General features: G+C 72.2%; 22 protein-coding genes. 9 read left to right on the top strand and 13 right to left on the bottom strand.

The window, feature by feature from the left end; genetic code table 11:
- Positions 1–44 precede the first annotated feature (44 nt).
- Entirely contained in the window at positions 45–620 is a 576-nt protein-coding gene (locus tag ABZW32_RS03535; protein WP_356210603.1) for a TetR/AcrR family transcriptional regulator, read from the bottom strand.
- A gap of 141 nt (positions 621–761) precedes the next feature.
- On the opposite strand from ABZW32_RS03535, the gene ABZW32_RS03530 reads away from it, so the two are divergent.
- Positions 762–3,212 carry a glycoside hydrolase family 3 C-terminal domain-containing protein gene (locus ABZW32_RS03530; RefSeq protein WP_356210600.1) on the top strand — a complete coding sequence of 817 codons (2,451 nt, stop codon included), beginning with the start codon at positions 762–764 and terminating at the stop codon, positions 3,210–3,212.
- Positions 3,213–3,392: 180 nt separating this feature from the next.
- Here the strand turns inward: ABZW32_RS03530 and ABZW32_RS03525 are convergent, their stop codons facing one another.
- Entirely contained in the window at positions 3,393–4,292 is a 900-nt protein-coding gene (locus ABZW32_RS03525; RefSeq protein ID WP_356210597.1) for an SGNH/GDSL hydrolase family protein, read from the bottom strand.
- Between the two features lie 250 nt (positions 4,293–4,542).
- On the opposite strand from ABZW32_RS03525, the gene ABZW32_RS03520 reads away from it, so the two are divergent.
- Entirely contained in the window at positions 4,543–5,037 is a 495-nt protein-coding gene (locus ABZW32_RS03520) for a DUF3145 domain-containing protein (protein WP_030160508.1), read from the top strand.
- Positions 5,038–5,116: 79 nt separating this feature from the next.
- Here ABZW32_RS03520 and fabF read toward each other — a convergent pair whose 3' ends face one another.
- The 5 genes from fabF to ABZW32_RS03495 all read right to left on the bottom strand — a co-directional run bounded on the left by fabF (position 5,117) and on the right by ABZW32_RS03495 (position 10,012).
- Positions 5,117–6,385, bottom strand: a complete 1,269-nt coding sequence (fabF, locus tag ABZW32_RS03515; protein WP_356210595.1) for a beta-ketoacyl-ACP synthase II — start codon at positions 6,383–6,385, stop codon at positions 5,117–5,119.
- Positions 6,386–6,464: 79 nt separating this feature from the next.
- Positions 6,465–6,713: an acyl carrier protein gene (locus tag ABZW32_RS03510; RefSeq protein ID WP_150519766.1), complete on the bottom strand. Its 249-nt coding sequence runs from the start codon at positions 6,711–6,713 to the stop codon at positions 6,465–6,467.
- A gap of 57 nt (positions 6,714–6,770) precedes the next feature.
- Positions 6,771–7,775: a ketoacyl-ACP synthase III gene (locus ABZW32_RS03505; RefSeq protein WP_356210592.1), complete on the bottom strand. Its 1,005-nt coding sequence runs from the start codon at positions 7,773–7,775 to the stop codon at positions 6,771–6,773.
- An 18-nt stretch (positions 7,776–7,793) separates the two neighbouring features.
- Positions 7,794–8,711 (bottom strand): ACP S-malonyltransferase, encoded by a 918-nt coding sequence (locus ABZW32_RS03500; protein ID WP_356210589.1) that lies wholly within the window; start codon positions 8,709–8,711, stop codon positions 7,794–7,796.
- 89 nt (positions 8,712–8,800) lie between these two features.
- The gene (locus ABZW32_RS03495) at positions 8,801–10,012 is read right to left on the bottom strand and encodes a helix-turn-helix domain-containing protein (protein WP_356210586.1); all 1,212 of its coding nucleotides are present in this window, start codon (positions 10,010–10,012) and stop codon (positions 8,801–8,803) included.
- A gap of 81 nt (positions 10,013–10,093) precedes the next feature.
- Between ABZW32_RS03495 and ABZW32_RS03490 the strand changes: the two genes are divergently transcribed.
- Positions 10,094–10,753 carry a pirin family protein gene (locus tag ABZW32_RS03490; RefSeq protein WP_356210583.1) on the top strand — a complete coding sequence of 220 codons (660 nt, stop codon included), beginning with the start codon at positions 10,094–10,096 and terminating at the stop codon, positions 10,751–10,753.
- A gap of 192 nt (positions 10,754–10,945) precedes the next feature.
- Here ABZW32_RS03490 and ABZW32_RS03485 read toward each other — a convergent pair whose 3' ends face one another.
- The gene (locus tag ABZW32_RS03485) at positions 10,946–11,767 is read right to left on the bottom strand and encodes a serine hydrolase domain-containing protein (RefSeq protein WP_356210850.1); all 822 of its coding nucleotides are present in this window, start codon (positions 11,765–11,767) and stop codon (positions 10,946–10,948) included.
- A gap of 79 nt (positions 11,768–11,846) precedes the next feature.
- Between ABZW32_RS03485 and ABZW32_RS03480 the strand changes: the two genes are divergently transcribed.
- Both ABZW32_RS03480 and ABZW32_RS03475 read left to right on the top strand, forming a co-directional pair.
- A complete protein-coding gene (locus ABZW32_RS03480; protein WP_356210580.1) occupies positions 11,847–12,254 on the top strand; it encodes a MerR family transcriptional regulator in 408 nt (135 codons plus the stop codon).
- Positions 12,251–13,273 carry an aldo/keto reductase gene (locus ABZW32_RS03475; RefSeq protein WP_356210578.1) on the top strand — a complete coding sequence of 341 codons (1,023 nt, stop codon included), beginning with the start codon at positions 12,251–12,253 and terminating at the stop codon, positions 13,271–13,273. Before ABZW32_RS03480 ends, ABZW32_RS03475 begins: the two co-directional genes overlap by 4 nt.
- Before the next feature lie 80 nt (positions 13,274–13,353).
- On the opposite strand, the gene ABZW32_RS03470 is transcribed toward ABZW32_RS03475, so the two are convergent.
- The 3 genes from ABZW32_RS03470 to ABZW32_RS03460 form a co-directional block, all read right to left on the bottom strand.
- Entirely contained in the window at positions 13,354–14,211 is an 858-nt protein-coding gene (locus ABZW32_RS03470; RefSeq protein ID WP_356210575.1) for a DUF4429 domain-containing protein, read from the bottom strand.
- 95 nt (positions 14,212–14,306) lie between these two features.
- Positions 14,307–15,476, bottom strand: coding sequence for an alpha/beta hydrolase (locus ABZW32_RS03465; RefSeq protein WP_356210848.1), 1,170 nt, complete (start codon positions 15,474–15,476; stop codon positions 14,307–14,309).
- A 211-nt stretch (positions 15,477–15,687) separates the two neighbouring features.
- Positions 15,688–16,392 (bottom strand): TetR family transcriptional regulator, encoded by a 705-nt coding sequence (locus ABZW32_RS03460; protein ID WP_356210573.1) that lies wholly within the window; start codon positions 16,390–16,392, stop codon positions 15,688–15,690.
- A gap of 117 nt (positions 16,393–16,509) precedes the next feature.
- On the opposite strand from ABZW32_RS03460, the gene ABZW32_RS03455 reads away from it, so the two are divergent.
- Both ABZW32_RS03455 and ABZW32_RS03450 read left to right on the top strand, forming a co-directional pair.
- Positions 16,510–18,102, top strand: coding sequence for an MFS transporter (locus tag ABZW32_RS03455; RefSeq protein ID WP_356210572.1), 1,593 nt, complete (start codon positions 16,510–16,512; stop codon positions 18,100–18,102).
- A gap of 199 nt (positions 18,103–18,301) precedes the next feature.
- The gene (locus ABZW32_RS03450; protein ID WP_356210569.1) at positions 18,302–18,682 is read left to right on the top strand and encodes a peptidase inhibitor family I36 protein; all 381 of its coding nucleotides are present in this window, start codon (positions 18,302–18,304) and stop codon (positions 18,680–18,682) included.
- Here ABZW32_RS03450 and ABZW32_RS03445 read toward each other — a convergent pair.
- Positions 18,663–19,511: a potassium channel family protein gene (locus ABZW32_RS03445; protein WP_356210567.1), complete on the bottom strand. Its 849-nt coding sequence runs from the start codon at positions 19,509–19,511 to the stop codon at positions 18,663–18,665. The genes ABZW32_RS03450 and ABZW32_RS03445 overlap by 20 nt on opposite strands.
- A 122-nt stretch (positions 19,512–19,633) precedes the next feature.
- On the bottom strand, positions 19,634–22,366 hold the full coding sequence (gene aceE / locus ABZW32_RS03440) for a pyruvate dehydrogenase (acetyl-transferring), homodimeric type (protein WP_356210565.1): 2,733 nt from the start codon (positions 22,364–22,366) through the stop codon (positions 19,634–19,636).
- Between the two features lie 437 nt (positions 22,367–22,803).
- On the opposite strand from aceE, the gene ABZW32_RS03435 reads away from it, so the two are divergent.
- Positions 22,804–23,229, top strand: coding sequence for a DUF3052 domain-containing protein (locus ABZW32_RS03435; RefSeq protein ID WP_030009300.1), 426 nt, complete (start codon positions 22,804–22,806; stop codon positions 23,227–23,229).
- A gap of 151 nt (positions 23,230–23,380) precedes the next feature.
- Positions 23,381–23,839, top strand: coding sequence for a peroxiredoxin (locus tag ABZW32_RS03430; protein ID WP_356210562.1), 459 nt, complete (start codon positions 23,381–23,383; stop codon positions 23,837–23,839).
- Positions 23,840–23,841: the final 2 nt, after the last annotated feature.

The following is a 23,841-nucleotide window of genomic DNA, read 5'->3' as shown; positions in this document are numbered from 1 at the left end:
CCCGGCCGGTGTCGGGGGACAGGATGCCCGGCGCGCCGTGCGGCCTAGACGGCGGGGCCGCGCAGGAGGGTGAGGAAGGAGCGGAACGCACCGGGCATGTCGACCGATTCCGGGGCGAGCAGCCACTGGTACTGGAGGCCGTCCATCACCGCCGTCAGCAGCGGAGCGGCCTGTTCCGGGGTGAGGCCCGAGGGGAGGCGCTCGCCGAACTCGGCGCGCAGCACGGCGGTCATCTCCCCGCGCACCTGGGCGTAGCGCTCGGTGAAGAACTCCCGGGCCGGATGGCCGTCGGTGACGCTCTCGCCGAGCAGCGCCGAGAAGGTCTGCACGATGCCGGGCCGCATGGCGTTGTACTCCACCAGCGAGGCCAGCAGGTCCAGGCGCCAGGTGTCCGCGGCGGCGCGCGAGCCGCCGCCCGTGTCCCAGCGGTCGCGCTCCTCCAGGACGGCCACGAGCAGGGCCTCCTTGGTGGGGAAGTAGTGCAGCAGCCCCTGCTGGGTGAGGCCCACGCGTTCGGCGACGGAGCCCAGGGAGGCTCCCCGGTAGCCGCGCTCCGCGATCACCTCGACCGCCGCGCGGACGATCTCGCCGCGCCGCTCCTCGCTCTTCGCCCTGGCCATCGCCCGGCACCCCTTCCATTCGTACCCGCAAGAAGGACCGTACGACATAGGGATATCACGAAAAGATTACAACACCTACCGATCTACAGGGAGGAGGTCCACGATGGGGGCACCACACCGCACTCACGAGGAGGCACGGCCGTGACCGATGCCGATCAGGCCCGCGACCGCATCCGCGAAGACGCCGTGGAAACGGCGCTGGGCAAGCTGGATCTCGACACCAAGACCCGCCTCCTGGCCGGCCAGGACATGTGGTCCCTGCCGGCCGTCCCCGAGATCGGGCTCCGCTCCCTGGTCATGTCCGACGGGCCCGTCGGCGTGCGGGGCGTGCGCTGGACCGCGGACGACCCGTCCGTCGCCCTGCCCTCCCCGACCGCACTCGCCGCCGCCTGGGACCCGGCCCTCGCCCGCCGGGCCGGCCGGCTCCTCGCCCAGGAGGCCCGCCGCAAGGGCGTCCACGTCCTCCTGGCCCCCACCGTCAACCTGCACCGCTCCCCGCTCGGCGGCCGCCACTTCGAGTGCTACTCCGAGGACCCCTGTCTGACCGGCGCCATCGGCAGCGGCTACGTCAACGGCGTCCAGGACGGCGGCGTCGGCACCACCGTCAAGCACTTCGTCGGCAATGACGCCGAGACGGAACGCTTCACCGTCGATTGCGTCATCGCCCCGCGCCCGCTGCGCGAGCTGTACCTGGCCCCCTTCGAGGCGATCGTGACCAACGCCCACCCCTGGGGCATCATGACCGCCTACAACCGGGTCAACGGCACCACCATGACCGAGCACCGGTACCTGGTGAACGAGGTCCTGCGCGCCCAGTGGGGCTTCGACGGATGCAACGTCTCGGATTGGATGGCCGCCCGCTCCACCACCGGGGACATCCTCGGCGGCATGGACGTGGCCATGCCCGGCCCGCAGACCGTCTACGGCCCCGCCCTCGCCGCCGCCGTCCGGGCCGGGGAGGTCCCCGAGTCCGAAGTCGACGCGGCCGTGCGCAACGTGCTGCGCCTCGCCGCCCGCGTCGGCCTCCTGGAGGGCGCGCCCGCCGTGGTCGCCGAGCCGCCGGCCCCCCTCGACGGGCAGGCCCTGGCCCGCGAGCTGGCCGTGCGCGGGTTCGTCCTCGTGCGCAACGAAGCCGGCGCCCTGCCGCTCGACGCGGGTACGGGCCGCACCGTCGCCCTCAGCGGCGCCGCCGCCCGCGACGCCCGCGTCCTCGGTGGCGGGTCCGCCACCGTCTTCCCGGAGCGGGTGCTCTCCCCGCTCGACGGGCTCACGGCCGCGCTCCCCGACGGAGCCCTGACCTACACCGTCGGCGCCGACCCGAGCGAGGAACTCGTCCCCGCCGACCAGGGCTTCACCCTGCGCGCCGTCTGCCGCGACGCCTCCGGGACCGTCCTCGGCGAGGGCGGCCTGCCCAGTGGCCAGGTCCAGTGGATCGGCGACGACCTGCCCGGCGGCGCCTCGTACGGGACGATGGCGAGCATCGAGGTCACCGGCACCTTCGTGCCGCGCGAGAGCGGCGAACACGCCTTCGGCACCCGGGGGCTGGGCGCCTTCGGCCTCGCCGTCGGCGGACGGGTCCTGTGGGAGGGGGTCCAGGAGCTCGGCGACGAGGCCGACCCCTTCGAGGCGTTCTTCGGCGCCCCCAGCGAACGCGCCCGCCTGACCCTCTCCGAAGGGGAGCCCGTCGAGGTCTCGCTCACCTACCGGGTCCCCGACATGAGCGCGATGCCGCTCAAGGCGGTCATGTTCTCCCTGCTCCACCTCGGCCCCCGGCGCGACCCCGACGCGCTGATCGCCGAGGCCGTCTCGGCCGCCCGGGCCGCCGACACCGCCGTCGTGGTCGTCGCCACCACCGAGCGGGTGGAGTCCGAGGGGTTCGACCGCCGGGACCTCGTCCTGCCGGGCCGCCAGGACGACCTCGTGCGGGCCGTGGCCGCCGCCAACCCGAACACCGTGGTCGTCGTCAACGCCGGTTCCCCGGTGGAACTCCCGTGGCGCGAGGACGTCGCCGCCGTCCTGCTGACCTGGTTCCCCGGGCAGGAGGGCGGGGCCGCGGTGGCCGACGTCCTCCTCGGGCACGCCGAGCCGGGCGGGCGCCTGCCCACCACCTGGCCCGCCACCCTCGCCGACGCACCCGTCACCGACGTGCTCCCCGTCGCAGGGCGCCTGGAGTACCGCGAGGGACTCGACATCGGCTACCGGGCGTACGAGCGGCACGGCGTGACCCCCGCCTACCCCTTCGGGCACGGCCTCGGCTACACCCACTGGGCCTACGAGTCCCTGGAGGCCACCGCCGACCGGGTCAGGGTCCGCCTGACCAACACCGGCGGCCGGCCGGGCCGCGAGGTGGTCCAGATCTACCTGGCGCCCGTCGCCGACGCCGTGGAACGACCCGTCCGCTGGTTGGCCGCCTTCGCGGGGGTCGGGGCGGGCCCCGGCGAGAGCGTCGAGGTGGAGATCCCGCTGCCCGCCCGCGCCTTCGAGATCTGGGACGAGGCCGCGCACGGCTGGCGGCGGATCGGCGGCACGTACGAGGTGTGCGCGAGCCACTCGTACGCCGACACGCGGCTGACCGTCACCCTCGACCTGTGAACGGCTGACCGCCGGCGCCGACCCGTGAACGGCCGCCCGGCGCACCCGCTCGGCCGGTGCGCGGCGGGCACCGACCGGCGCGACACGCCGTAGGGTCGAAATGGCCGGAAAACAACCATGAATCCGGCCGGTGAACCGGACCGGGGGCGGGCCCTGACACCCGCCCCCGGTCCTTCCGCGTCAACGCGGGGGCTGCGCCGCCGTCACCTGACGGTGGGCCAGTTCCGCGAGCCGGGCCTGTCCGTCCCGGCCCGGGTGGAACCAGTCCCAGCGGCTGAGCTGCTCCGCGGAGAAGGGGTACTGGAACACCGCGCCGCCGTCGTAGCGGCACAGCCGGTCCTTCGCGCAGACCTCGCGCAGCACCTCGTTGTACTCGACCACCCGCGCCCGCACCTTCTCCCGGCGGGCCGTCGCGCTCTCCGCCCCCGACAGCGGTTCGGCGAGCATGGACTGACAGATCCCCAGCTTCCAGACCTGCCGCACCATCGGGCTGTCCTTGCCCTGCTCCCACAGCCGCTGGAGGTCCGGCACGGAGGAGACGTAGACCTGGGAGGCCGGCGAGGCGGCCCGCAGTCCGCTCAGGGCCTGCTCGAAACCGGCCCGGAAGTCCGCCACCGAGGTCATCGACGAAGCCGTGGGCCGGCAGGCGTCGTTCGAGCCCACCATCACCGTGACCAGGTCGGGCTTGTGCTCCGCGGCCGCGGCCAGCTGCCCCGGCAGGTCCGCCATCCGCGCTCCGGTCACCGCGAGGTTCCAGCTGCGCGCGGGCACTCCGTCCGCACCGAGCAGCCGGGTGGCGAGCGACTGCACCGCGGGGTCGGCGCCCGTGGCCCAGGAGACCTCCGGGCAGTCGGCCAGCACCGAACAGGCGTCGAACCCGCGGGTGATGGAGTCCCCGACGGCCGCGATCGACGCGGGCGCGGTGTTCCAGCGCGGCCCCGCCGCCCCCGCGCCCCGCTCGCCCTCCGGCTTCGCGCCCCCGGAGTCACAGCCGGTGGCCGTCGCGGCCAGGACGGCCACCGCCACGCCCGCCGCCGCGACGGTCCGGCGCACGCTGCGGCGCGGAGCGGTGGTGCGCATCGCCTGGTCCCTCCCTCGTCGCCCCACGTCCTTCCGGGGGCGTCCTGCTGAGTGAATGCTCCGCGTTTACGGGCCTCGGAGCGACCGTACGTCACACCATGACCCCCGGCGCACGGTAGCTTTTTCCCGTGGCGTTTCGGCCGCAGGTGCCGCAGCGCAATGTCAAATAATTTCCGTTACATTACATCACGTCACATACTGTCCGTTTTCTGGAGTTTATTCCCGACCTCGTCCCACACTGGAGGTCCCGGTGACGACACGTGGAGTTCTGTACGTGCATTCCGCACCGCGCGCGCTCTGCCCGCACGTGGAATGGGCTGTGGCGGGCGTGCTCGGGGTGCGGGTGAACCTCGACTGGATCAGGCAGCCCGCCTCCCCCGGTACCTGGAGAGCCGAGTTCTCCTGGCAGGCCGAGGCGGGTACCGCCTCGAAACTCGCCTCCGCCCTGCGCGGATGGCACCTGCTCCGCTTCGAAGTGACCGCCGAACCCTGTCCGACCGCCGAGGGCGAGCGCTACAGCTCCACCCCGGAGCTCGGCATCTTCCACGCCGTCACCGGCATGCACGGCGACATCCTGATCCCCGAGGACCGGCTGCGGGCCGCGCTCGCCCGGTCGGCGCGCGGCGAGACCGACCTGGAGGCGGAGATCGCCAAACTGCTCGGCAAACCCTGGGACGACGAGCTGGAGCCCTTCCGCTACGCGGGCGAGGGCGCCCCGGTCCGCTGGCTCCACCAGGTCGTCTGAGCCCCGGCCGGTCGTCTCGGCCCCGGCCACGAGAAAGGCCCACCCGGTGTCCGGGTGGGCCTTTCTCGTGGTGCCGGTCCTACTGGACGCTGCGGAACGCCAGCGTCACGTTGTGGCCACCGAAGCCGAAGGAGTTGTTGATCGCGGAGATCGGGCCGTCGGCCGGCAGCTTGCGGGGCTCGCCGCGCACGATGTCCGCGTCGATGTCGTCGTCGAGGTCCTCGACGTTGATCGTCGGCGGGGCGATGCGGTGGTACAGCGCCAGTACGGTCGCGACGGTCTCGATACCGCCCGCGCCGCCCAGCAGGTGACCGGTCATCGACTTGGTCGCGGAGATCGCGATGTGGTCGAGGTCGTCGCCCAGGACCTTGCGCAGGGCCTTCAGCTCGGCCGTGTCACCCTGCGGGGTCGACGTGGCGTGCGCGTTCAGGTGGACCAGTTCGGCCGGGTCCAGGCCGGTGTTGTCGAGCAGGTTCTGCACGGCGGCCGCGACACCGCGGCCCGTCGGCTCCGGCTGCGCGATGTGGTGGCTGTCCGCGGACAGGCCCTGGCCCAGCACCTCGCAGTAGACCCGGGCGCCGCGCGCGGCGGCGTGCTCGGCGGACTCCAGCACCACGACGCCCGCGCCCTCGCCGAGCACGAAGCCGTCACGGCCCTTGTCGTACGGGCGGGAGGCCTGCGTCGGGTTCTCGTTGTTCTTGGACATCGCCATCATGTTGGCGAACGCCGCGATCGGCAGCGGGTGGATGGCCGCCTCGGTACCGCCGGCGACGACCACGTCGGCACGGCCGGTACGGATCATCTCGACGGCGTAGCCGATGGCCTCGGCGCCCGACGCGCACGCGCTGACCGGCGTGTGCACACCGGCGCGGGCGTTGACCTCGAGACCGACGTTGGCCGAGGGGCCGTTCGGCATGAGCATGGGGACGGTGTGCGGGGAGACCCGGCGCACACCCTTTTCCTTCAGTACGTCGTACTGGTCGAGCAGGGTCGTGACACCACCGATGCCGGAGGCGATCACGGTGCCCAGACGCTCGGGGACGATGGACCCGTCCTCGCCGGCCGGGGCGGTGTAACCCGCGTCGGCCCAGGCCTCGCGGGCCGCGATGACGGCGAACTGCGCCGAGCGGTCGAGCTTGCGGGCCAGCGGGCGGGGGAGTACCTCGCTCGGGTCCACGGCGGCCCGGGCGGCGATCTGAACCGGCAGTTCGGCGAAGCGCTCGCCCTCCAGGGGCGAGACGCCGGACCGGCCGGCGAGCAGACCTTCCCAGGTCGAAGCGCTGTCGCCACCCAGCGGAGTGGTTGCGCCGATACCGGTGACGACCACGGTGCGATTGGTCGGGCTCACAGGAATTCTTTCTCCACGTCTAAGGGGGTGCTGAATTGTCACGGCGCCACCGCCAGGTGGCGACAAACGCTCGTCAGGCTCAGGCCTGGTGCTTCAGGATGTAGTCCGCGGCGTCGCCGACCGTCTTGAGGTTCTTGACGTCCTCGTCCGGGATCTTCACCTCGAAGCGCTCTTCGGCGGCGACGACGACCTCGACCATGGACAGCGAGTCGACGTCCAGGTCGTCGGTGAAGGACTTGTCCAGCTGGACGTCCTCCTGCGGGATGCCGGCGATCTCGTTGACGATCTCCGCGAGACCTTCGAGGATCTCTTCCTGCGTGGCGGCCATGTGGCGCTCCTTCTGTAGCTGAGTGGGTTGATCAGGGCGGGAAGTGGATCCCGGGCCCTAGGGGAGGGTAACGACCGTCGCGGCGTAGACGAGCCCCGCCCCGAAGCCGATGACGAGCGCGGTGTCGCCGCTCTTCGCCGCTCCGGTCGCCAGGAGCCGCTCCATGGCGAGCGGGATCGAGGCGGCCGACGTGTTGCCGGTGGTTTCCACGTCGCGGGCGACCGTGACGTGTTCCGGCAGCTTCAGAGTCTTCACCATCGAGTCGATGATCCGCATGTTCGCCTGGTGCGGGATGAAGACGTCCAGGTCCTCCGCGGTGATCCCGGCCGCGTCGAGCGCCTGCTGGGCCACCTTGGCCATCTCGAAGACGGCCCAGCGGAAGACCGCCTGACCTTCCTGGGTGATGGCCGGAAACTTCTCTCCGCCGTCCTTGCCGAGGTACTCGTCCCACGGCACGGTCTGCTTGATCGTCTCGGACTTGTCGCCCTCGGAACCCCAGACCGTGGGGCCGATGGCGGGCTCGTCCGAAGGGCCGACGATCACGGCGCCGGCACCGTCGCCGAACAGGAAGGCCGTCGCGCGGTCCTCCAGGTCGGTCAGGTCCGACAGCCGCTCGACACCGATGACGAGGACGTACTGCGCCGACCCCTCGACCACCAGGCCCTTGGCGAGCGTCAGACCGTAGCCGAAACCGGCACAGCCCGCCGAGATGTCGAACGCCGCGGGCTTGCCCGCGCCGATCCGGTGCGCGATCTCCGTCGCGACGGCGGGGGTCTGCTTGAAGTGCGAGACCGTGGAGACGATCACCGCACCGATCTGCTCCGGGGAGATCCCGGCGTCGGCGAGCGCCTTGCCGGAGGCCTCCACGGACATCGCGGCGACCGTCTCCTGGTCCGAGGCCCAGTGCCGGGTCGCGATGCCGGAGCGGGAGCGGATCCACTCGTCGGACGAGTCGATCGTCTCCAGGATGACCTCGTTGGGCACCACCCGGGTCGGGCGGTAGCCGCCCACGCCGAGGATGCGGGCGTACGGGGAGCCCTTGGCCGGCTTGATCTTCGACATGCTTGTGGGCTCCTTCTCTCAGGCCGCCTGCGCTGCGATGAGCGCGGCGGCCTTGTCGAGATCGTCCGGGGTCTTCAGGGCCACGCTCGGAACGCCCTTCAGCGCGCGCTTGGCCAGACCCGTCAGGGTGCCGCCGGGAGAGAGCTCGATGATCCCGGTGACGCCCAGCTCGGCGAACGTTTCCATGCACAGGTCCCAGCGGACCGGGTTCGCGACCTGGCCGACCAGGCGGGCGACGACGTCGGCGCCCTTGTCGACGACGAGGCCGTCCCGGTTCGAGACGTACTTCACCGTCGGGTCGGCCGGCGTGAGGGCCTCGGTGGCCTTCTGCAGCGCGGCCACCGCGGGCGTCATGTGGTGCGTGTGGAAGGCGCCCGCGACCTTGAGGGCGACGACCTTCATGGAGCCTTCGGGCTTCTCGGCCTCCAGAGCGGCGATCTGCTCCATGGTGCCGGCGGCCACGATCTGGCCCGCCCCGTTGATGTTGGCCGGGGTCAGCCCCAGCTTCTCCAGGTGTGCGACGACCACGTCCTGGTCGCCGCCCAGGACCGCGGCCATGCCGGTCTCGGTGACGGCGGCGGCGTCGGCCATGCCCAGACCGCGGGTGCGGACGAAGGAGAGCGCCTCGTCCTCGGTCAGCACGCCGGCGTAGGCGGCGGCGGTGATCTCACCGACGCTGTGCCCGGCGACGGCGCCGAAGGCAGAGGGGGAACCGAGGGCGGAAGCGGACAGCAGACCCGCCGCGACCAGCAGCGGCTGGGCCACGGCCGTGTCGCGGATCTCGTCCGCGTCGGCGTTCGTGCCGTAGTGGGCAAGGTCGAGCCCGATGGCGTCCGACCACCCCGCGACGCGTTCGGCGGCGCCGGGGAGTTCGAGCCAGGGAGACAGGAAGCCGGGCGTCTGAGCGCCTTGGCCGGGAGCGACGAGTACGAGCACCCTCACACTCTCTCTTGTGGACGGTCCCCGCCGCCCGTGGGGACAGGGACGAAGAACCGTCGGGCTAATTGTTGATGTCCGACAAAAGTCTAGGACTGCGGATCTCCGTCGGCCAGACGTCCGAGGATCAGGGCGATCCGCAACGTGAACGCCGAACGAACGTCGGAGGGTGACCATCCGGTGACGTCGGTCACACGTCGGAGCCGGTAGCGCACCGTGTTGGGGTGCACGAACAGCATCCGAGCGGCCCCTTCCAGGCTGCTCGCCTGCTCCAGGTAGACGCTCAGCGTCTCCAGCAGCGCCGACCCCGCCTCCTCCAGCGGTCTGTAGATCTCCTCCACCAGCTGCTCCCTGGCCGAGGGATCGGAGGCGATCGCGCGCTCCGGCAGCAGATCGTCCGCCAGCACCGGACGCGGCGCGTCCTGCCAGGCGGTGCAGGCCTTGAGGCCGGCCGCCGCCGCCTGCGCCGACTTCGTCGCGTTCAGCAGGTCGGGCACCACCGGACCGGCCACCACCGGGCCGGCCGCGAACGGTCCGATCAGGGATTTCGCCACCTGCATCGGGTTGTCGCTGCCGCCCGCGATCACCACGAGCCGGTCGCCGAGCACACCGGTGAGCACCTGGAGCTTGTGGTGGCGGGCAGCGCGCCGGATCGCCTCGACCGTCAGCTCGCTGTCCCCGTCCGGCGCGGTGCCCAGCACCACGCAGACGTGCTCCGGCGAATTCCAGCCAAGGGCCGCCGCCCGCGACAGCGCGCCCTCGTCGGCCTCGCCCGACAGCACGGCGTTGACGACCAGGGACTCCAGCCGGGCGTCCCACGCCCCCCGCGCCTCGGCCGCCTGGGCGTACACCTGGGCGGTCGCGAAGGCGATCTCCCGGGCGTACACCAGCAGCGCCTCGCGCAGGATCGACTCGTCGCCCGGGGCCGCGACCTCGTCGATCGCGGCCTCCATGACCTCGATCGTCGTACGGACCATCTCGACGGTCTGGCGCAGGGTGATCGCCCGGGTCAGCTCGCGCGGAGCCGTCCCGAAGACGTCGGTGGAGATGGCCTGCGGGGTCTCCGGGTGCCGGAACCACTCCGTGAACGCGGCGATGCCGGCCTGCGCCACCAGGCCGATCCACGACCGGTTCTCCGGCGGCATCGCCCGGTACCACGGCAGGGTCTCGTCCATCCGCGCGATGGCGTTGGCGGCGAGCCGGCCGGAGGACTTCTCCAGTCGGCGCAGCGTCGCGCTGTGGGGGTGGGACGGATGCGCGGGAAGGGTTTCGGGGGACTGCTCACGTTCGGGTTGGGGCACGGGACAAGACTGCCTTATCAGCGCCCCGGCGCGGACGCGGGTCCGCGGCGGGCCTCCGGACGGGGGGCTACGGTGGCCCACATGATTGATGTACGCCGTGCTGCGGACCGGTACGAGGGAGGGGACGCGGCTGCCGGGATCAGCACCCGCCACGCCTTCTCCTTCGGGTCCTTCTACGACCCGGACAACATCCGCTTCGGCCCGGTGCTGGCCTGCAACGAGGAGCGCCTCGCACCCGGTTCGGGCTTCGACGAGCACCCGCACAGCCACACCGAGATCGTCACCTGGGTGGTGGAGGGCGAACTCACCCACCGGGACAGCACCACCGGCGACACCGGCGTGGTCCGCCCCGGCGACGTCCAGCGGCTGGGCGCGGGCGCCGGGGCCCGGCACGTCGAGCGCAACGACGGCGCGGCCCCGCTGCGGTTCGTGCAGATGTGGCTCGCGCCGCTGACGGCGGGCGGGGAGCCCGCGTACGAGGTCGTACGCGGCCTCGCGGACGGCGCCCCGTACGAGGTCCCGTCGGCCGGAGCGGTGCTGCACGTGCGGCGGCCGGGCGCGGGCGAGCGGGTCCCCGTACCGGAGGCGCAGCGGGTCTACCTGCACGTGGTGCGCGGGGACCTGCGGCTCGACGGGGCGGAGCTGGGTCCCGGGGACTCGGCGCGGATCACCGGCGAGAAGGGCCTGGAGATCACCGCCGGGTCCCCGGGGGAGCTGCTGATCTGGGAGCTCCCGGCCTAGGCCGTCTCTTTCGGATCTTGCCGGTTAAGCCCGCGTCGTCCGGTGCCGTGCATCGCAAGGCGGAGAGGCTCCCGATTACTGGACGTCCTCGGGTGCCTCGACAACGCGGCGAGGTGCGGTGCCGGGCGGCAGGGGGCACCTCCCAGCCCCCTGGGGCTGGGGGAGGGTCAGGCAAGATCCGGAAGAGACGGCCTAGCGGGCCGAGCGCAGCTCCGCGAGGACCGCGTCGGTGAAGGGGGTCCACGCCTGGACGGCCCAGGGGCCGAAGGCCCGGTCGGTCAGGGCCACGCAGGCGGCGCGGGCGTCGGGGTCCACCCACAGGAAGGTGCCGGACTGGCCGAAGTGCCCGAAGGTGCGCGGGGAGGAGGTGGTGCCCGTCCAGTGCGGGGACTTGCCGTCGCGGATCTCCAGGCCGAGGCCCCAGTCGTTGGGCGACTGGTGTCCGTAGCCAGGCAGGACGCCCTTGAGGCCCGGGTGCACCACGGAGGTGGCCTCGGCGACCGTGCGGACGTCCAGCAGGCGGGGCGCCTGGAGCTCGGCTGCGAAGCGCGCCAGGTCGGACACGGTGGAGACGCCGTCCTTGGCGGGCGAGCCCTCCAGGGTGGTCGAGGTCATGCCCAGCGGCTCGAAGACGGCCTGGTGCAGGTACTCCGCGAAGGGGATCCCGGTGGCCTTGGCCAGATGGTCGCCGAGCACCTCGAAACCGGCGTTCGAGTACAGTCGCCGCTCCCCGGGCGGGGCCATCGCGCGGTGCTCGTCGAAGGCCAGTCCGCTGGTGTGCGCGAGCAGGTGACGGACCGTCGAGCCCTCGGGGCCCGCCGGTTCGTCCAGCTCCACGGCCCCCTCCTCGTACGCGACGAGGGCGGCGTACGCGGCGAGCGGCTTGGTGACCGAGGCCAGCGGGAAACGGTGGTCCAGCGGCCCGTGGGAGCCGGCCAGGCTCCCGTCGGCGCGGACCACGGCGGCCGCGGCGGTCGGCACCGGCCAGGTCTCGATGGCCCGCAGGCTGTCCAGGGTGTTGACGGGATCCAGGCTCTCCATGCGGCCGAGCCTACTTGCTTGGAGTGCACTCCAGGGTTTTAGCGTTGAGGCCATGAGCCAGAGCCTGACGCAGACGCGGTACACGATCAGCGAGGTCGAGGCCCGGACGGGGCTGACCCAGCACACGCTGCGCTGGTACGAGCGCATCGGGCTGATGCCGCACGTGGACCGCTCCCACTCGGGACAGCGGCGGTTCACCGACAAGGACCTCGGCTGGCTGGCCTTCGTGGGCAAGCTGCGCGCGACCGGGATGTCGGTGGCGGACATGGTCCGCTACGCCGAACTCGTCCGGGAGGGCGAGCACACCGTCGACGAGCGCCGCGCCCTGCTGGAGCACACGCGCCGGGAGGTGCGGGCACGCCTCGCGGAGTTGACCGACGCGCTGGGCGTACTGGACTGCAAGATCGAGATGTATGCGATGAACACGATGAACACGGCCACGGGGAAGGCACAGTCATGACGGAGCGCACCACCATCGAGCGGGCCGAACTGGGCAAGGGCGGACCGGTCGTCGGCGTCCAGGGCCTCGGCTGCATGGGCATGAGCGAGTTCTACGGGGACACGGACGAGGCGGCGGCCCGGGCGACCCTGGACGCGGCGCTGGCCGCCGGGGTCACCCTCTTCGACACGGCGGACGCCTACGGGTACGGGGCGAACGAGGAGTTCCTGGCGCCCTTCGTGGCCGCCCACCGGGACGAGATCACCCTCGCCACCAAGTTCGCCCTGGAGCGCCGCACCGACGACCCGGCGTACCGGGGCATCCGCAACGACCGCGCGTACGTCCGCCGGGCCGTCGAGGACAGTCTGCGGCGGCTCGGGGTGGACGTGATCGACCTCTACTACATGCACCGCCGGGACCCGGCCGTGCCCTTCGCCGAGTCGGTGGGCACCATGGCCGAGCTGGTGCGCGAGGGGAAGGTGCGCCACCTCGGCCTCAGCGAGGTCACGGGGGCCGAGCTGCGGGAGGCGTACGCGGTGCACCCGATCGCGGCGCTGCAGTCGGAGTGGTCCCTGTTCAGCCGGGACGTGGAGCGCAGCGCGGTGGGCGCGGCGGCGGAACTGGGCGTGGCCTTCGTCCCGTACTCCCCGCTCGGACGGGGCTTCCTGACGGGCGCCTTCACGGACGCGGCGGCGGACCTTTCGGCCGCGGACTTCCGTCGGTACCAGCCCCGCTTCACCGGGGACAACGCGAAGGCCAACGCGGCGCTGCTGGATCCGATCCGGGAGATCGCGGCCGCGCACGGGGCCTCCCCGGCGCAGATCGCGCTGGCCTGGGTGCAGCAGCGGGCGGCCGTGCACGGCCTGACGGTGGTCCCGATCCCGGGCACCCGCAAGCCGGAGCGGGTCGCGGAGAACACCGCGGCGACCCGGATCACGCTGACCGCGCAGGAGCTCGCCCTGCTGGAGCCGATCGCCGGCCGGGTCGCGGGGGACCGCTACCCGGACATGACCTTCAGCTCGGCGGCGCGCGAGGAGTAGGCGCGAGGAGCAGGACCGGGCCGCGGCCCGCCGCCGACCGGCGGTCGCGGGCTACGCGTCCGCGGCGAGGCGCGCGCGGGCTACGCGTCCGCGGCGAGGCGGTCGCGCAGGGCGGCGTACTCGGAGTCGGTCAGCAGGCCCGCCCCGTAGAGCTCGCCCAGGTGCTGGAGGCGGCCGTCCTCGCCGGAGCGGGCGCGCGGCAGGGAGGCCACGGGGGTGCGGGCGCGCAGGGCCGCGAGGACGGCCGCGGCGAAGGGCAGCGATTCGTGGACGGCCCCGTACCCGACCCCGAACACGGCGGCGGCCAGGTCGTGGTCGGCGCGGGGGTCCCCGACCCCGGGGGCGCCTTCGCGGGGCAGCAGGCGCAGGTACCCGGCGCCGGGGCGTTCCGGGGAGACCCACTCGACGCCGGACAGGGAGGTCAGGGCGAAGCGCTGGTCGCCCGAGCGCCACTTGGTGCTGGAGGCGCCGGTGCGCGACCAGTGGAAGGTGACCGCCGAGCCGTCGAAGCCCACCCGGGCGTCGTACGCCTTCAGCTGGAGGGGCGGCTGCGGGACCTCGACCAGGAAACGGTCGGCGGGCTCGTCGGCCCCCGGCCCGAGCCGGCCGCGCAGGGCCTCGGCGAAGGCCTCGGCATCGGCCGCCCGGTCCGCGGGGAGCGTGAGCCGGTAGGGGTCGCAGACCTCCTTGAGCTGCCCGGCGGCAGCCTCCATCAGCGGATCGGCTCCCGGACGCGGTACGGCGCGCAGCACCACCGCGTCGCGCCGGCCACCCGCGGACACCTCGACGCTCGCCCCGGACAACGCTTCCAGGGGGATCCTGCGCTCACCCAGCGCGTTCCAGAGCCGTGGAGTTCGCATCCCCCGTGCGAAGCGGATGAGCACCGAGTCCGAGTCGAACTCCCAGACGGCATGATTTCCGGCCAGTACGTCACCCATGCGGCACATCGTAAAGGGAGGCGCCCCCGTGCGTCCCCCCGGTCGGCAGGGACGTTTTTTCCGTTCGCTACGCCCGCCGGGCGAGGAGGGGGTCCTCAGGACCCTTCCGGGCCGGAAATTCCTCGTCGGCAGTCGTCGGCGCCGCTCGCACATGCGACGGAAGCGAAGGTGCCGGTTCCGATCTTGGCGAAATTGTCCAGAGAGGACGTCCCTGGCTCGAAATAGCCCGTGTGGCTCCTGGCCCCGGCCGAGGACAGCAGCCGGGCGCCGAAGTCCGGGGAGACCGGGTCCGCCCCGTGGCCCAGGCCGCCGACCTCCAGGTGCGGTACGTCGGCGATCCAGTCGCCCTCGTCGCGCATCGCCCAGACCCGCGCGGAGGTGTGCAGATCGGCGGCGTTCTCGGCGCGCATACCGGGGCTTCCCGCCACCACGAGGTCGGTCACCCGGTCCGGCAGCCGGTGCGCGGCCACCCCGCACACCACCGATCCGTAGCTGTGGCAGAACAGGGCCACGCTGGCGTTCCCGGGCAGGGCCGCAGTCAGCGCCTCCAGCCGCGTGGCGCCCTGGACGGCGAGCCGGCCGGTCGCGGCGTCCACGCCGAGGCCGGTGGGCGCGGTGTAGCCCGCCCAGGCGATGACGGCGTTCTGCTCGCCGGGCCGGGCCGCGCGCTCGGCCTCGTAGAGGGACTGGGCCATGCCGACGGGGGCGGTGAGGCGGCGCGTGGAGCGCTCGAAGGTGACCGCGTCGGTGTCGACGCCGGGGACGATCACCGAGACCCGGCGCGCGGCCCGCAGGTCACCGAAGACCTCGGCGGCGAGTCCGGCCCCGGTGGGGTCGAAGACGAAGATCTGCCGGCCGGGCTCGGCCAGCGATTCGAAGCGGTGGGCCCGGCGCACGGCGGTCGAACGGTCGGCCGGGGTCAGGGCCACGTCCCGGCCGCGGGCCTCCTCGACCCGCGCGGCCTGCACGAGGGAGTTGTGGTTGGCCCGGTAGCGGGTCTCGGCCGGGACCCCGTTGAGGTTCCCGACCACGAGCGGGAAGCCGTCGGCGAGGCGGGCCCGCTGGGCGGCGTCGAGGTCGGCGAAGAAGCGGGCCACCGTCCGCACGGGGGCGTCGGCGGCCGGTACGGCCCGGCCGTCGATCCGGGCCGCGGACCACGCGGCGAGCGCGGCCGCCCGAGGCGCGGTGCCCGCCTCGGGCGGGTGCACCGCGGTCCAGCCGGTGGTCGCCAGCATGAGGAAGACGACGGCGAGCGCGAGCATCATGCGCAGAGCGGCCGGACGCGCGAGGGCGTCGGCGTTGTCGTCGGCTTCGACGGCGGGAGGGGCGTGGCGGCCGGGCAGGTTCACTGGAGCCAGCGTAGGAGACCACTGGAGCCGACGGTGCTCCGGGTGACAGGTCTCACGGCCGGCCGTGGGACGCACCGCCCGTCCGGTTACGGTGAGTTGCGGTCCGGACCCCCGGCGCGGCGGTGCCTCAGACCCCGGTGGCGGAGCCGGCGGCGGCGGTCCGGGAGGCCGCCGGAGGCCGCTGCCAGTGGGCCGACAGGGCCGGACGGATCTGATCCAGATAGGCCTCGGTCATCCGCCGGATCGCCGCCACGCTGGTGTCCTCGCCCTGCCCCCACAGCCGCCCGGTGACGCGCATCACGCCGCAGAAGGCGGCCACCGCCACCCGGGGCCGCGGGTCGGCGTCGAGGTCCAGCCCCTCGCGGTCGGCGATCAGCCGGGCGATCCGCTCCTCCAGCTCGGTGGAGCGCCGCAGGTGCACGGCGAGCAGGGCCGGCGTGGACTCGATCAGCTGGTATCCCCGCATGTAGAGGTCCACGGGGACCACCTCGGAGATGGCCTCCTCGACCGTGTCCCAGGCGTCGAGCACCGCGCCGCGCATGGCCTCCACGGGGCCCTCGGAGGCCGGCCGGGCCCGCAGCGCGGCGACGAAGTGCGACTCGACCAGGTCCTGGACGGCGAAGGCGACCTCCTCCTTGTTGGCGAAGTAGCGGAAGAACGTGCGCTGGGAGACCTCCACGGCGTCGGTGATCTCGTCCACCGTGGTCCGGTCGTAGCCCTGGGAGACGAACAGGAGCAGGGCGGCGCGCAGCAGTGCGTCCCGGGTGCGCCGCTTCTTGCGTTCGCGCAGACCGGTCGCCGGGGCGTCCGGTGCCGGCCGCAGGTCGGTCATCACCGAGGGGTCCTTTCTGACGCTGAGTGAGCGGTCAGGGTACCTGTGACCGACCTGACAGCGACTGTCTCGTTGAGCCGTTTGTGAAGTGTCAGTCGCTGTCACTAGCCTGTCCGCATGACGAGCCAGATCACCCTCGCCAAGGAATCGGACACCGCGCCCGGCCGCACGGGATGGCGCGGCCACCCGTGGCTCACCCTGTTCGCCGTGGCCATCGGGGTCATGATGGTCACGCTCGACGGCACGATCGTCGCCGTCGCCAACCCCGCCATCCAGAAGGACCTCGGCGCCACCCTCGCCGAGGTGCAGTGGATCACCAACGGCTACCTGCTGGCCCTCGCGGTCTCGCTGATCACCGCCGGCAAGCTCGGCGACCGCTTCGGACACCGCCAGACCTTCCTCATAGGCATCGCCGGCTTCGCGCTCTCCTCGGCCGCGATCGGCCTCTCCACCGGCGTCGGCCTGGTCATCGGCTTCCGCGTCGCCCAGGGCGTCTTCGGCGCCCTGCTGATGCCCGCGGCCCTCGGTCTGCTGCGCGCCACCTTCCCCGCCGAGAAGCTCAACATGGCCATCGGCATCTGGGGCATGGTCATCGGCGCCTCGACGGCCGCCGGGCCCATCGTCGGGGGCCTGCTCGTCGAGCACGTCAGCTGGCAGTCCGTCTTCTTCATCAACGTGCCCGTCGGCGTCGTGGCCCTGCTCTTCGGCCTGGTCATCCTGCTCGACCACCGCGCCGAGAACGCCCCGCGCTCCTTCGACCTCGTCGGCATCGTGCTGCTGTCGGTGGCGATGTTCTCCCTGATCTGGGCCCTGATCAAGGCCGCCGAGTGGGGCTGGGGCGACACCCGGACCCTGCTGTTCCTCGGCGGGTCGGCCCTGTGCTTCGTGCTCTTCGCCGTCTGGGAGTCCAAGGTCTCCGAGCCGCTGATCCCGCTCGGGATGTTCCGCTCGCTGCCGCTGTCCGCGGGCACCGTGCTGATGGTCCTGATGGCCTTCGCCTTCATGGGCGGGCTCTTCTTCGTCACCTTCTACCTGCAGAACGTGCACGGCATGAGCCCCGTCGACAGCGGTCTGCACCTGCTGCCGCTCACCGGCATGATGATCATCGGCTCGCCGCTGGCCGGCGCGGCCATCACCAAGGTCGGCCCGCGCGTCCCGCTCGTCGCCGGCATGGTCGCCACCGCCGTCGCCTGCTTCGGGATGGCCCGGCTCACCCCGGACACCGCGACCCTCACCATGTCGCTCTGGTTCGCCCTCCTCGGCCTCGGCCTCGCGCCCGTCATGGTCGGCGCCACCGAGGTCATCGTCGGCAACGCCCCGCTGGAGCTCTCGGGCGTGGCCGGCGGGCTCCAGCAGGCCGCCATGCAGGTCGGCGGAAGCCTGGGCACCGCCGTCCTCGGAGCGGTCATGGCGGCCAAGGTCAGTGACACGTTCGGGGACAACTGGACGCGGGCGCAGCTGCCCCCGCTCACCCCGGAGCAGCTCGACCTCGCCGGGAAGGGGGTCCAGGTCGGCATCGCCCCGGTGCCGCCCGGCGCCCCCGAGCCGGTGGCCCGGGCCATCGCCTCGGTCGCCCACGACACCTTCGTGTCCGGCATGAGCACCGCCTTCACCGTGGCGGGCGTCGTCGCGGTCCTCGCCGCGATCGTGGCCTGCTTCACCAAGCGCGGGGCGAACGCCGGCGCCGGAGCGGGCGCGGCCCACATCTGAGCCGCCCGCCCGGCCGTTACCGCCGGGTCAACCCCACTCGCCCCACAGCCCCGCCGGACGGTTCCGGCGGGGCTGTCGCCTATCAGGGTGGACCGCTCCCCAGCCCCTTCCGCTCGACCGTCGCCGCAGGTCAGCGTGGTGCCACGGAGCCTTCGGAAACCGTCCGGGGCCCGGCCGTCAACAAGGAGACGATTCCGTCATGCGTACGTGGACCACCGCTCGCGCCACCACCCTCGCCGCCGCCCTCCTGGCCGCCACCGCCTTCGTCCCCGGCACCGCCACCGGCGCCCACGCGGCGGCCGCGCCGTCCTGCGCCTCCGGCGAGCTGTGCCTGTGGGCCAAGCCGGACTTCAAGGGCACCAAGCAGACCTACGACCTCAGCACCCTCTCCATCAACAGCTGCACCGCGCTGCCCGCCGGGAACTACCAGTCGCTCATCAACCGGACCGGGCGCCCCGTGACCACGTACCAGTCGGACGTGTGCGCGGAGACCGGCGAGTTCCAGACCTATCCCGGCGACGGGGTGCTGCTGCCCCAGTCCCCGTACCAGGTACGGGCGTTCAAGGTGTGGGAGACGTAACCTCCGGCCGGCCGGCGCAGGACGGGGGAGCGCCGGCGGCGGCCCGGGCGGGCATCGCGCCCGGGCCGTCGCCGTCGCCGCCCCCGTCCCCGCCCCCGTCCGCGTCGCCGCCGCCCAGCCGGGCGACCTCGGCCCGCAGCGCCCTTACCTCGTCCTGGAGTTCGCGCAGGGCCGCCAGCTGCAGCCGCTCCACCTGGTCGTCCCGCTCGAAACGGGCGATGAACCAGGCGGCGATGTTCGCCGTCACCACACCGAGCAGGGCGATCCCGGACAGCATCAGCCCCACCGCGATCAGCCGGCCCAGACCCGTGGTGGGGGAGTGGTCCCCGTACCCGACCGTCGTCATCGTGGTGAAGGACCACCACACCGCGTCGCCCAGGTTCTTGATGTTCCCGCGCGGGGCGTCCCGCTCCACGCTCAGCACCGCCAGCGAGCCGAACATCAGCAGCCCCACCACGGCCCCGGCCACGTACGTCGTCAGCCGCACCTGCGGGGCCATCCGGGCCCGCCGGCCCACCAGCATCAGCGTCGCGACCAGCCGCAGCAGCCGCAGCGGCTGCACCAGCGGCAGCACCACCGCGGCCAGGTCCAGCCAGTGCGTCCGCACGAACACCCGCCGGTCCGTCGCCAGACCCAGCCGCACCATGTAGTCCACCGCGAACGCCGCCCACACCACCCACTCCGCGTGGGTACAGGCCCGGTGCACCCCCTCGCCCGCGTCGGGGGCCACGATCGGCACGGCGTAGGCGACGGCGAAGGCCACGGCGAGCACCAGCAGCGGGACCTGCGTACGGCGCTCCCACCGTGCCTGGCGGGAGGGTTGCTTCATGCCCAGCATCGTAAAGAACGGGTAAGGGGCGCCGGGACAGGTGTCCCGGCGCCCCCTCGTGAGAGTGACCGCCGCGCCCCGGTGAGGGCTGCGCGTCGGTGAGCGCTACGCCCCGGTGGGCGCTACGCGTCGCCGCCCGCCGCGCCGGGGTCGGCCGCCGTGACGTCCAGCAGCTGGTACCGGTCGATCGCCTGCTTCAGCACCGAGCGGTCGATCTTCCCCTCGCGGGCCAGCTCGGTGAGCGTCGCCAGGACCACCGACTGGGCGTCGATGTGGAAGAAGCGCCGCGCCGCGCCGCGCGTGTCGGCGAAACCGAAGCCGTCCGCGCCCAGCGAGGTGTACGCCCCGGGGATCCAGCGCGCGATCTGGTCCGGCACCGAGCGCATCCAGTCCGAGACCGCCACGAACGGCCCCTCCGCGCCCGACAGCTTCCGCGTCACGTAGGGGACGCGCTGCTCCTCCTCCGGGTGGAGCAGGTTGTGCTCGTCGACCTCGACGGCCTCGCGGCGCAGCTCGTTCCAGGAGGTCGCCGACCACACGTCCGCCCGCACGTTCCAGTCGGCCGCCAGGATCCGCTGCGCCTCCAGCGCCCACGGCACCGCCACGCCCGAGGCCAGGATCTGCGCCCCGATCGTGCCGGCCGTGCCCGTGGAGATCCGGTGGATGCCCTTGAGGATGCCGTCCACGTCCACGTCGGCCGGCTCGGCCGGGTGCTGGATCGGCTCGTTGTAGACCGTCAGGTAGTAGAAGACGTCCTCGGCGTCGGGGCCGTACATCCGCCGCAGACCGTCCTTGACGATGTGCGCGATCTCGTAGCCGTAGGCCGGGTCGTACGCCACGCAGCCCGGGTTGGTCGACGCCAGCAGCTGGGAGTGACCGTCGGCGTGCTGGAGGCCCTCACCCGTGAGGGTGGTCCGGCCGGCGGTCGCGCCGAGGACGAAACCGCGCGCCAGCTGGTCGGCCATCTGCCAGAACTGGTCACCCGTGCGCTGGAAACCGAACATCGAGTAGAAGACGTAGACCGGGATCAGCGGCTCGCCGTGCGTCGCGTACGCCGAACCCGCGGCGATCAGCGAGGCCGTGCAGCCCGCCTCGGAGATGCCGTCGTGCAGCATCTGGCCGGTCGGGGACTCCTTGTACGCGAGCAGCAGGTCGCGGTCGACCGCCTCGTACTGCTGGCCCAGCGGGTTGTAGATCTTGGCGCTCGGGAAGAACGCGTCCATGCCGAAGGTGCGGTACTCGTCGGGGGCGATCAGCACGAAGCGCCTGCCGATCTCCTTGTCCCGCATCAGGTCCTTCAGGATGCGCACGAACGCCATGGTGGTGGCGATCGACTGGTGCCCCGAGCCCTTCCTCGCGGCCGCGTACGTCGAGTCGTCCGGCAGTTGCAGCGGCTTGGCGCGCACCACGCGGGTGGGCACGTAGCCGCCCAGCGCGCTGCGGCGGTCGTGCATGTACTGGATCTCGGGCGAGTTGCGGCCCGGGTGGTAGTACGGCGGGGCGCCGCCCTCCAGCTGCGCGTCGGTGACCGGGATGTGCAGGCGGTCGCGGAAGCGCTTGAGGTCGTCGACCGTCAGCTTCTTCATCTGGTGCGTGGCGTTGCGGCCCTCGAAGTTCGGGCCCAGCGTCCAGCCCTTGACCGTCTGCGCCAGGATCACCGTCGGCTGGCCCTTGTGGGCCTTGGCCGCCGCGTAGGCCGCGTAGACCTTCTTGTGGTCGTGACCGCCGCGGCCCAGGTGCTGGATCTGCTGGTCGCTCATGTTCTCGACCATCGCGCGCAGCCGCTGGTCGCCGCCGAAGAAGTGCTCGCGGACGTAGGCGCCGGACTCGGTGGCGTACGTCTGGAACTGCCCGTCCGGGGTGGCGTTCATCTTGTTGACCAGGATGCCGTCGCGGTCCTGGGCCAGCAGCGGGTCCCAGGAGCGGTCCCAGATCAGCTTGATGACGTTCCAGCCGGCCCCGCGGAACTGGGACTCCAGCTCCTGGATGATCTTTCCGTTGCCGCGCACCGGGCCGTCGAGGCGCTGGAGGTTGCAGTTCACCACGAACGTCAGGTTGTCCAGGCCCTCGCGCGCGGCGATGGACAGCTGGCCCAGCGACTCCGGCTCGTCCATCTCGCCGTCGCCCAGGTACGCCCAGACGTGTGACTTGGAGGTGTCCGCGATGCCGCGCGCCTCCATGTACCGGTTCATCCGCGCCTGGTAGATCGCGCCGAGGGGGCCGAGGCCCATCGAGACGGTCGGGAACTCCCAGAAGTCCGGCATCAGCCGCGGGTGCGGGTAGCTGGACAGCCCGTACGGGGCCTTCGACTTCTCCTGCCGGAACGCGTCGAGCTGCTGCTCGGAGAGCCGGTCCAGGAGGTAGGCGCGGGCGTAGATGCCGGGCGAGGCGTGGCCCTGGAAGAAGATCTGGTCGCCGCCGTCGCCCTCGTCCTTGCCGCGGAAGAAGTGGTTGAAGCCCACGTCGTAGAGGGAGGCGGAGGAGGCGAAGGTCGCGATGTGGCCGCCGACACCGATGCCGGGACGCTGGGCGCGCGAGACCATGACGGCGGCGTTCCAGCGGGTGGCGTTGAGGACCTTGCGCTCGATCTCCTCGTTGCCGGGGAAGAACGGCTCGTCCTTGGTGGCGATCGTGTTGACGTAGTCCGAGCTGCGCATCTCGGGCACGGCCACGCGCTTCTCGCGGGCCCGCTCGATCAGCCTCAGCATCAGGTAGCGGGCACGTTCACGGCCCCGCTCGTCGATGGCGGCGTCCAGGGAGTCGAGCCACTCCTGCGTCTCCTCCGGATCGAAGTCCGGGACCTGGCTCGGCAGGCCGCCAATGATGATCGGGTTGCGATCGGATGCGGAAGCCACGCTGTTCCTTCGCTGTCGGGGGAGTCGTGCCTTGGGTCGCCGCCTCCCATGGTCTTACGCCCGGCCGAAATCTTCACCTCTACCACTGGGTAACACCTGGAGCGGGGGAGGAGCGTCCACCCGGCAGGGCCGGGGGCCGGGCCAAATCGCAACCTTACGCCCAAGACGATCAGCGGGTTCGTAAGGCCGTTCGTCCCTCAAACAGGTAGGAAAGTCCTCATGCGATGCCGAATGAGCTGGAATGGTGTGGGATGAATCACGGGCGGTGCACCGGGGAAGCCTGAAAGTTGCGGCGAGACGGCCGCAATCGTCACCGTTTCGACGGTCCCGGCGGCCGGGTACTTGCGCGATCCGCCGCTCCCGTGTGGACTACGCCCAATGCTGCGCGTACGCGCGCCGCCGAAAGACATTCACCGAACATGAGCAGGAGGCACCCCGTGAGCGCGACCGCGGACCACGCGGAGAGCCTGGCCGCCCGGCTGGGTTTCCAGTCCGAACAGGTGGTCCAGGAGATCGGCTACGACGACGACGTCGATCAGGAATTCCGTGACGCCGTCGAGAAGCTCGTCAGCGAGCTCGCCGACGAGGACTACGACGACGTCGCCGACGCGGTGCTGTTGTGGTTCCGCGACGAGGACGGCGATCTGACGGACGCCCTGGTCGATGCGACCGAGCTGGTCGAGGACGGCGCACTGATCCTGCTGCTGACCCCCAAGACGGGCCGCGACGGCTACGTCGAGGCCAGCGACATCAGCGAGGCCGCCGAGACGGCCGGTCTCTCGCTTGCCAAGGGCCTGCCCGTCGGCAAGGAGTGGACCTCCACCAAGCTGGTGACGCCGAAGGCCGCCAAGGCCAAGCGCTGAGCCGTACCCCGCACCCCAGCGGACGCACACCCCGCCGACCCGGACCACCCGCGGTCGGCGGGGTGTGCGCGTTCCGCGCCCCGGTGCCCGCCTAGGCTGGTCTCACCCGAACAGCCCCCTGCGGGAACGCAGGAACGAAGGGATGCGAATCATGGCGATCGAGGTCGGAAACAAGGCCCCGGACTTCGAGCTCAAGGACAACCACGGCGCCACCGTGCGGCTCTCCGACTTCCGGGGGGAGAAGGCCGTGGTGCTGCTCTTCTACCCGTTCGCCTTCACCGGCGTGTGCACCGGTGAGCTGTGCGAGCTGCGCGACCAGCTGCCCCGTTTCCAGAACGACGAGGTGCAGCTCCTGGCCGTGTCCAACGACTCCGTGCCGACCCTGCGGGTCTTCGCGGAGCAGGAGGGCCTGGACTACCCGCTGCTGTCCGACTTCTGGCCGCACGGCGAGACCTCCCGCGCCTACGGCGTCTTCGACGAGGACAAGGGCTGCGCGGTCCGCGGCACCTTCGTCATCGACAAGGAGGGCGTCGTGCGCTGGACCGTCGTCAACGGGCTGCCCGACGCGCGTGACCTGAACGAGTACATCAAGGCCCTCGACAGCCTCTGAGG

Source organism: Streptomyces sp. NPDC004667, from assembly GCF_040609475.1.
Lineage (GTDB): Bacteria > Actinomycetota > Actinomycetes > Streptomycetales > Streptomycetaceae > Streptomyces.
This window is presented reverse-complemented; position numbering and strand designations above follow the sequence as displayed.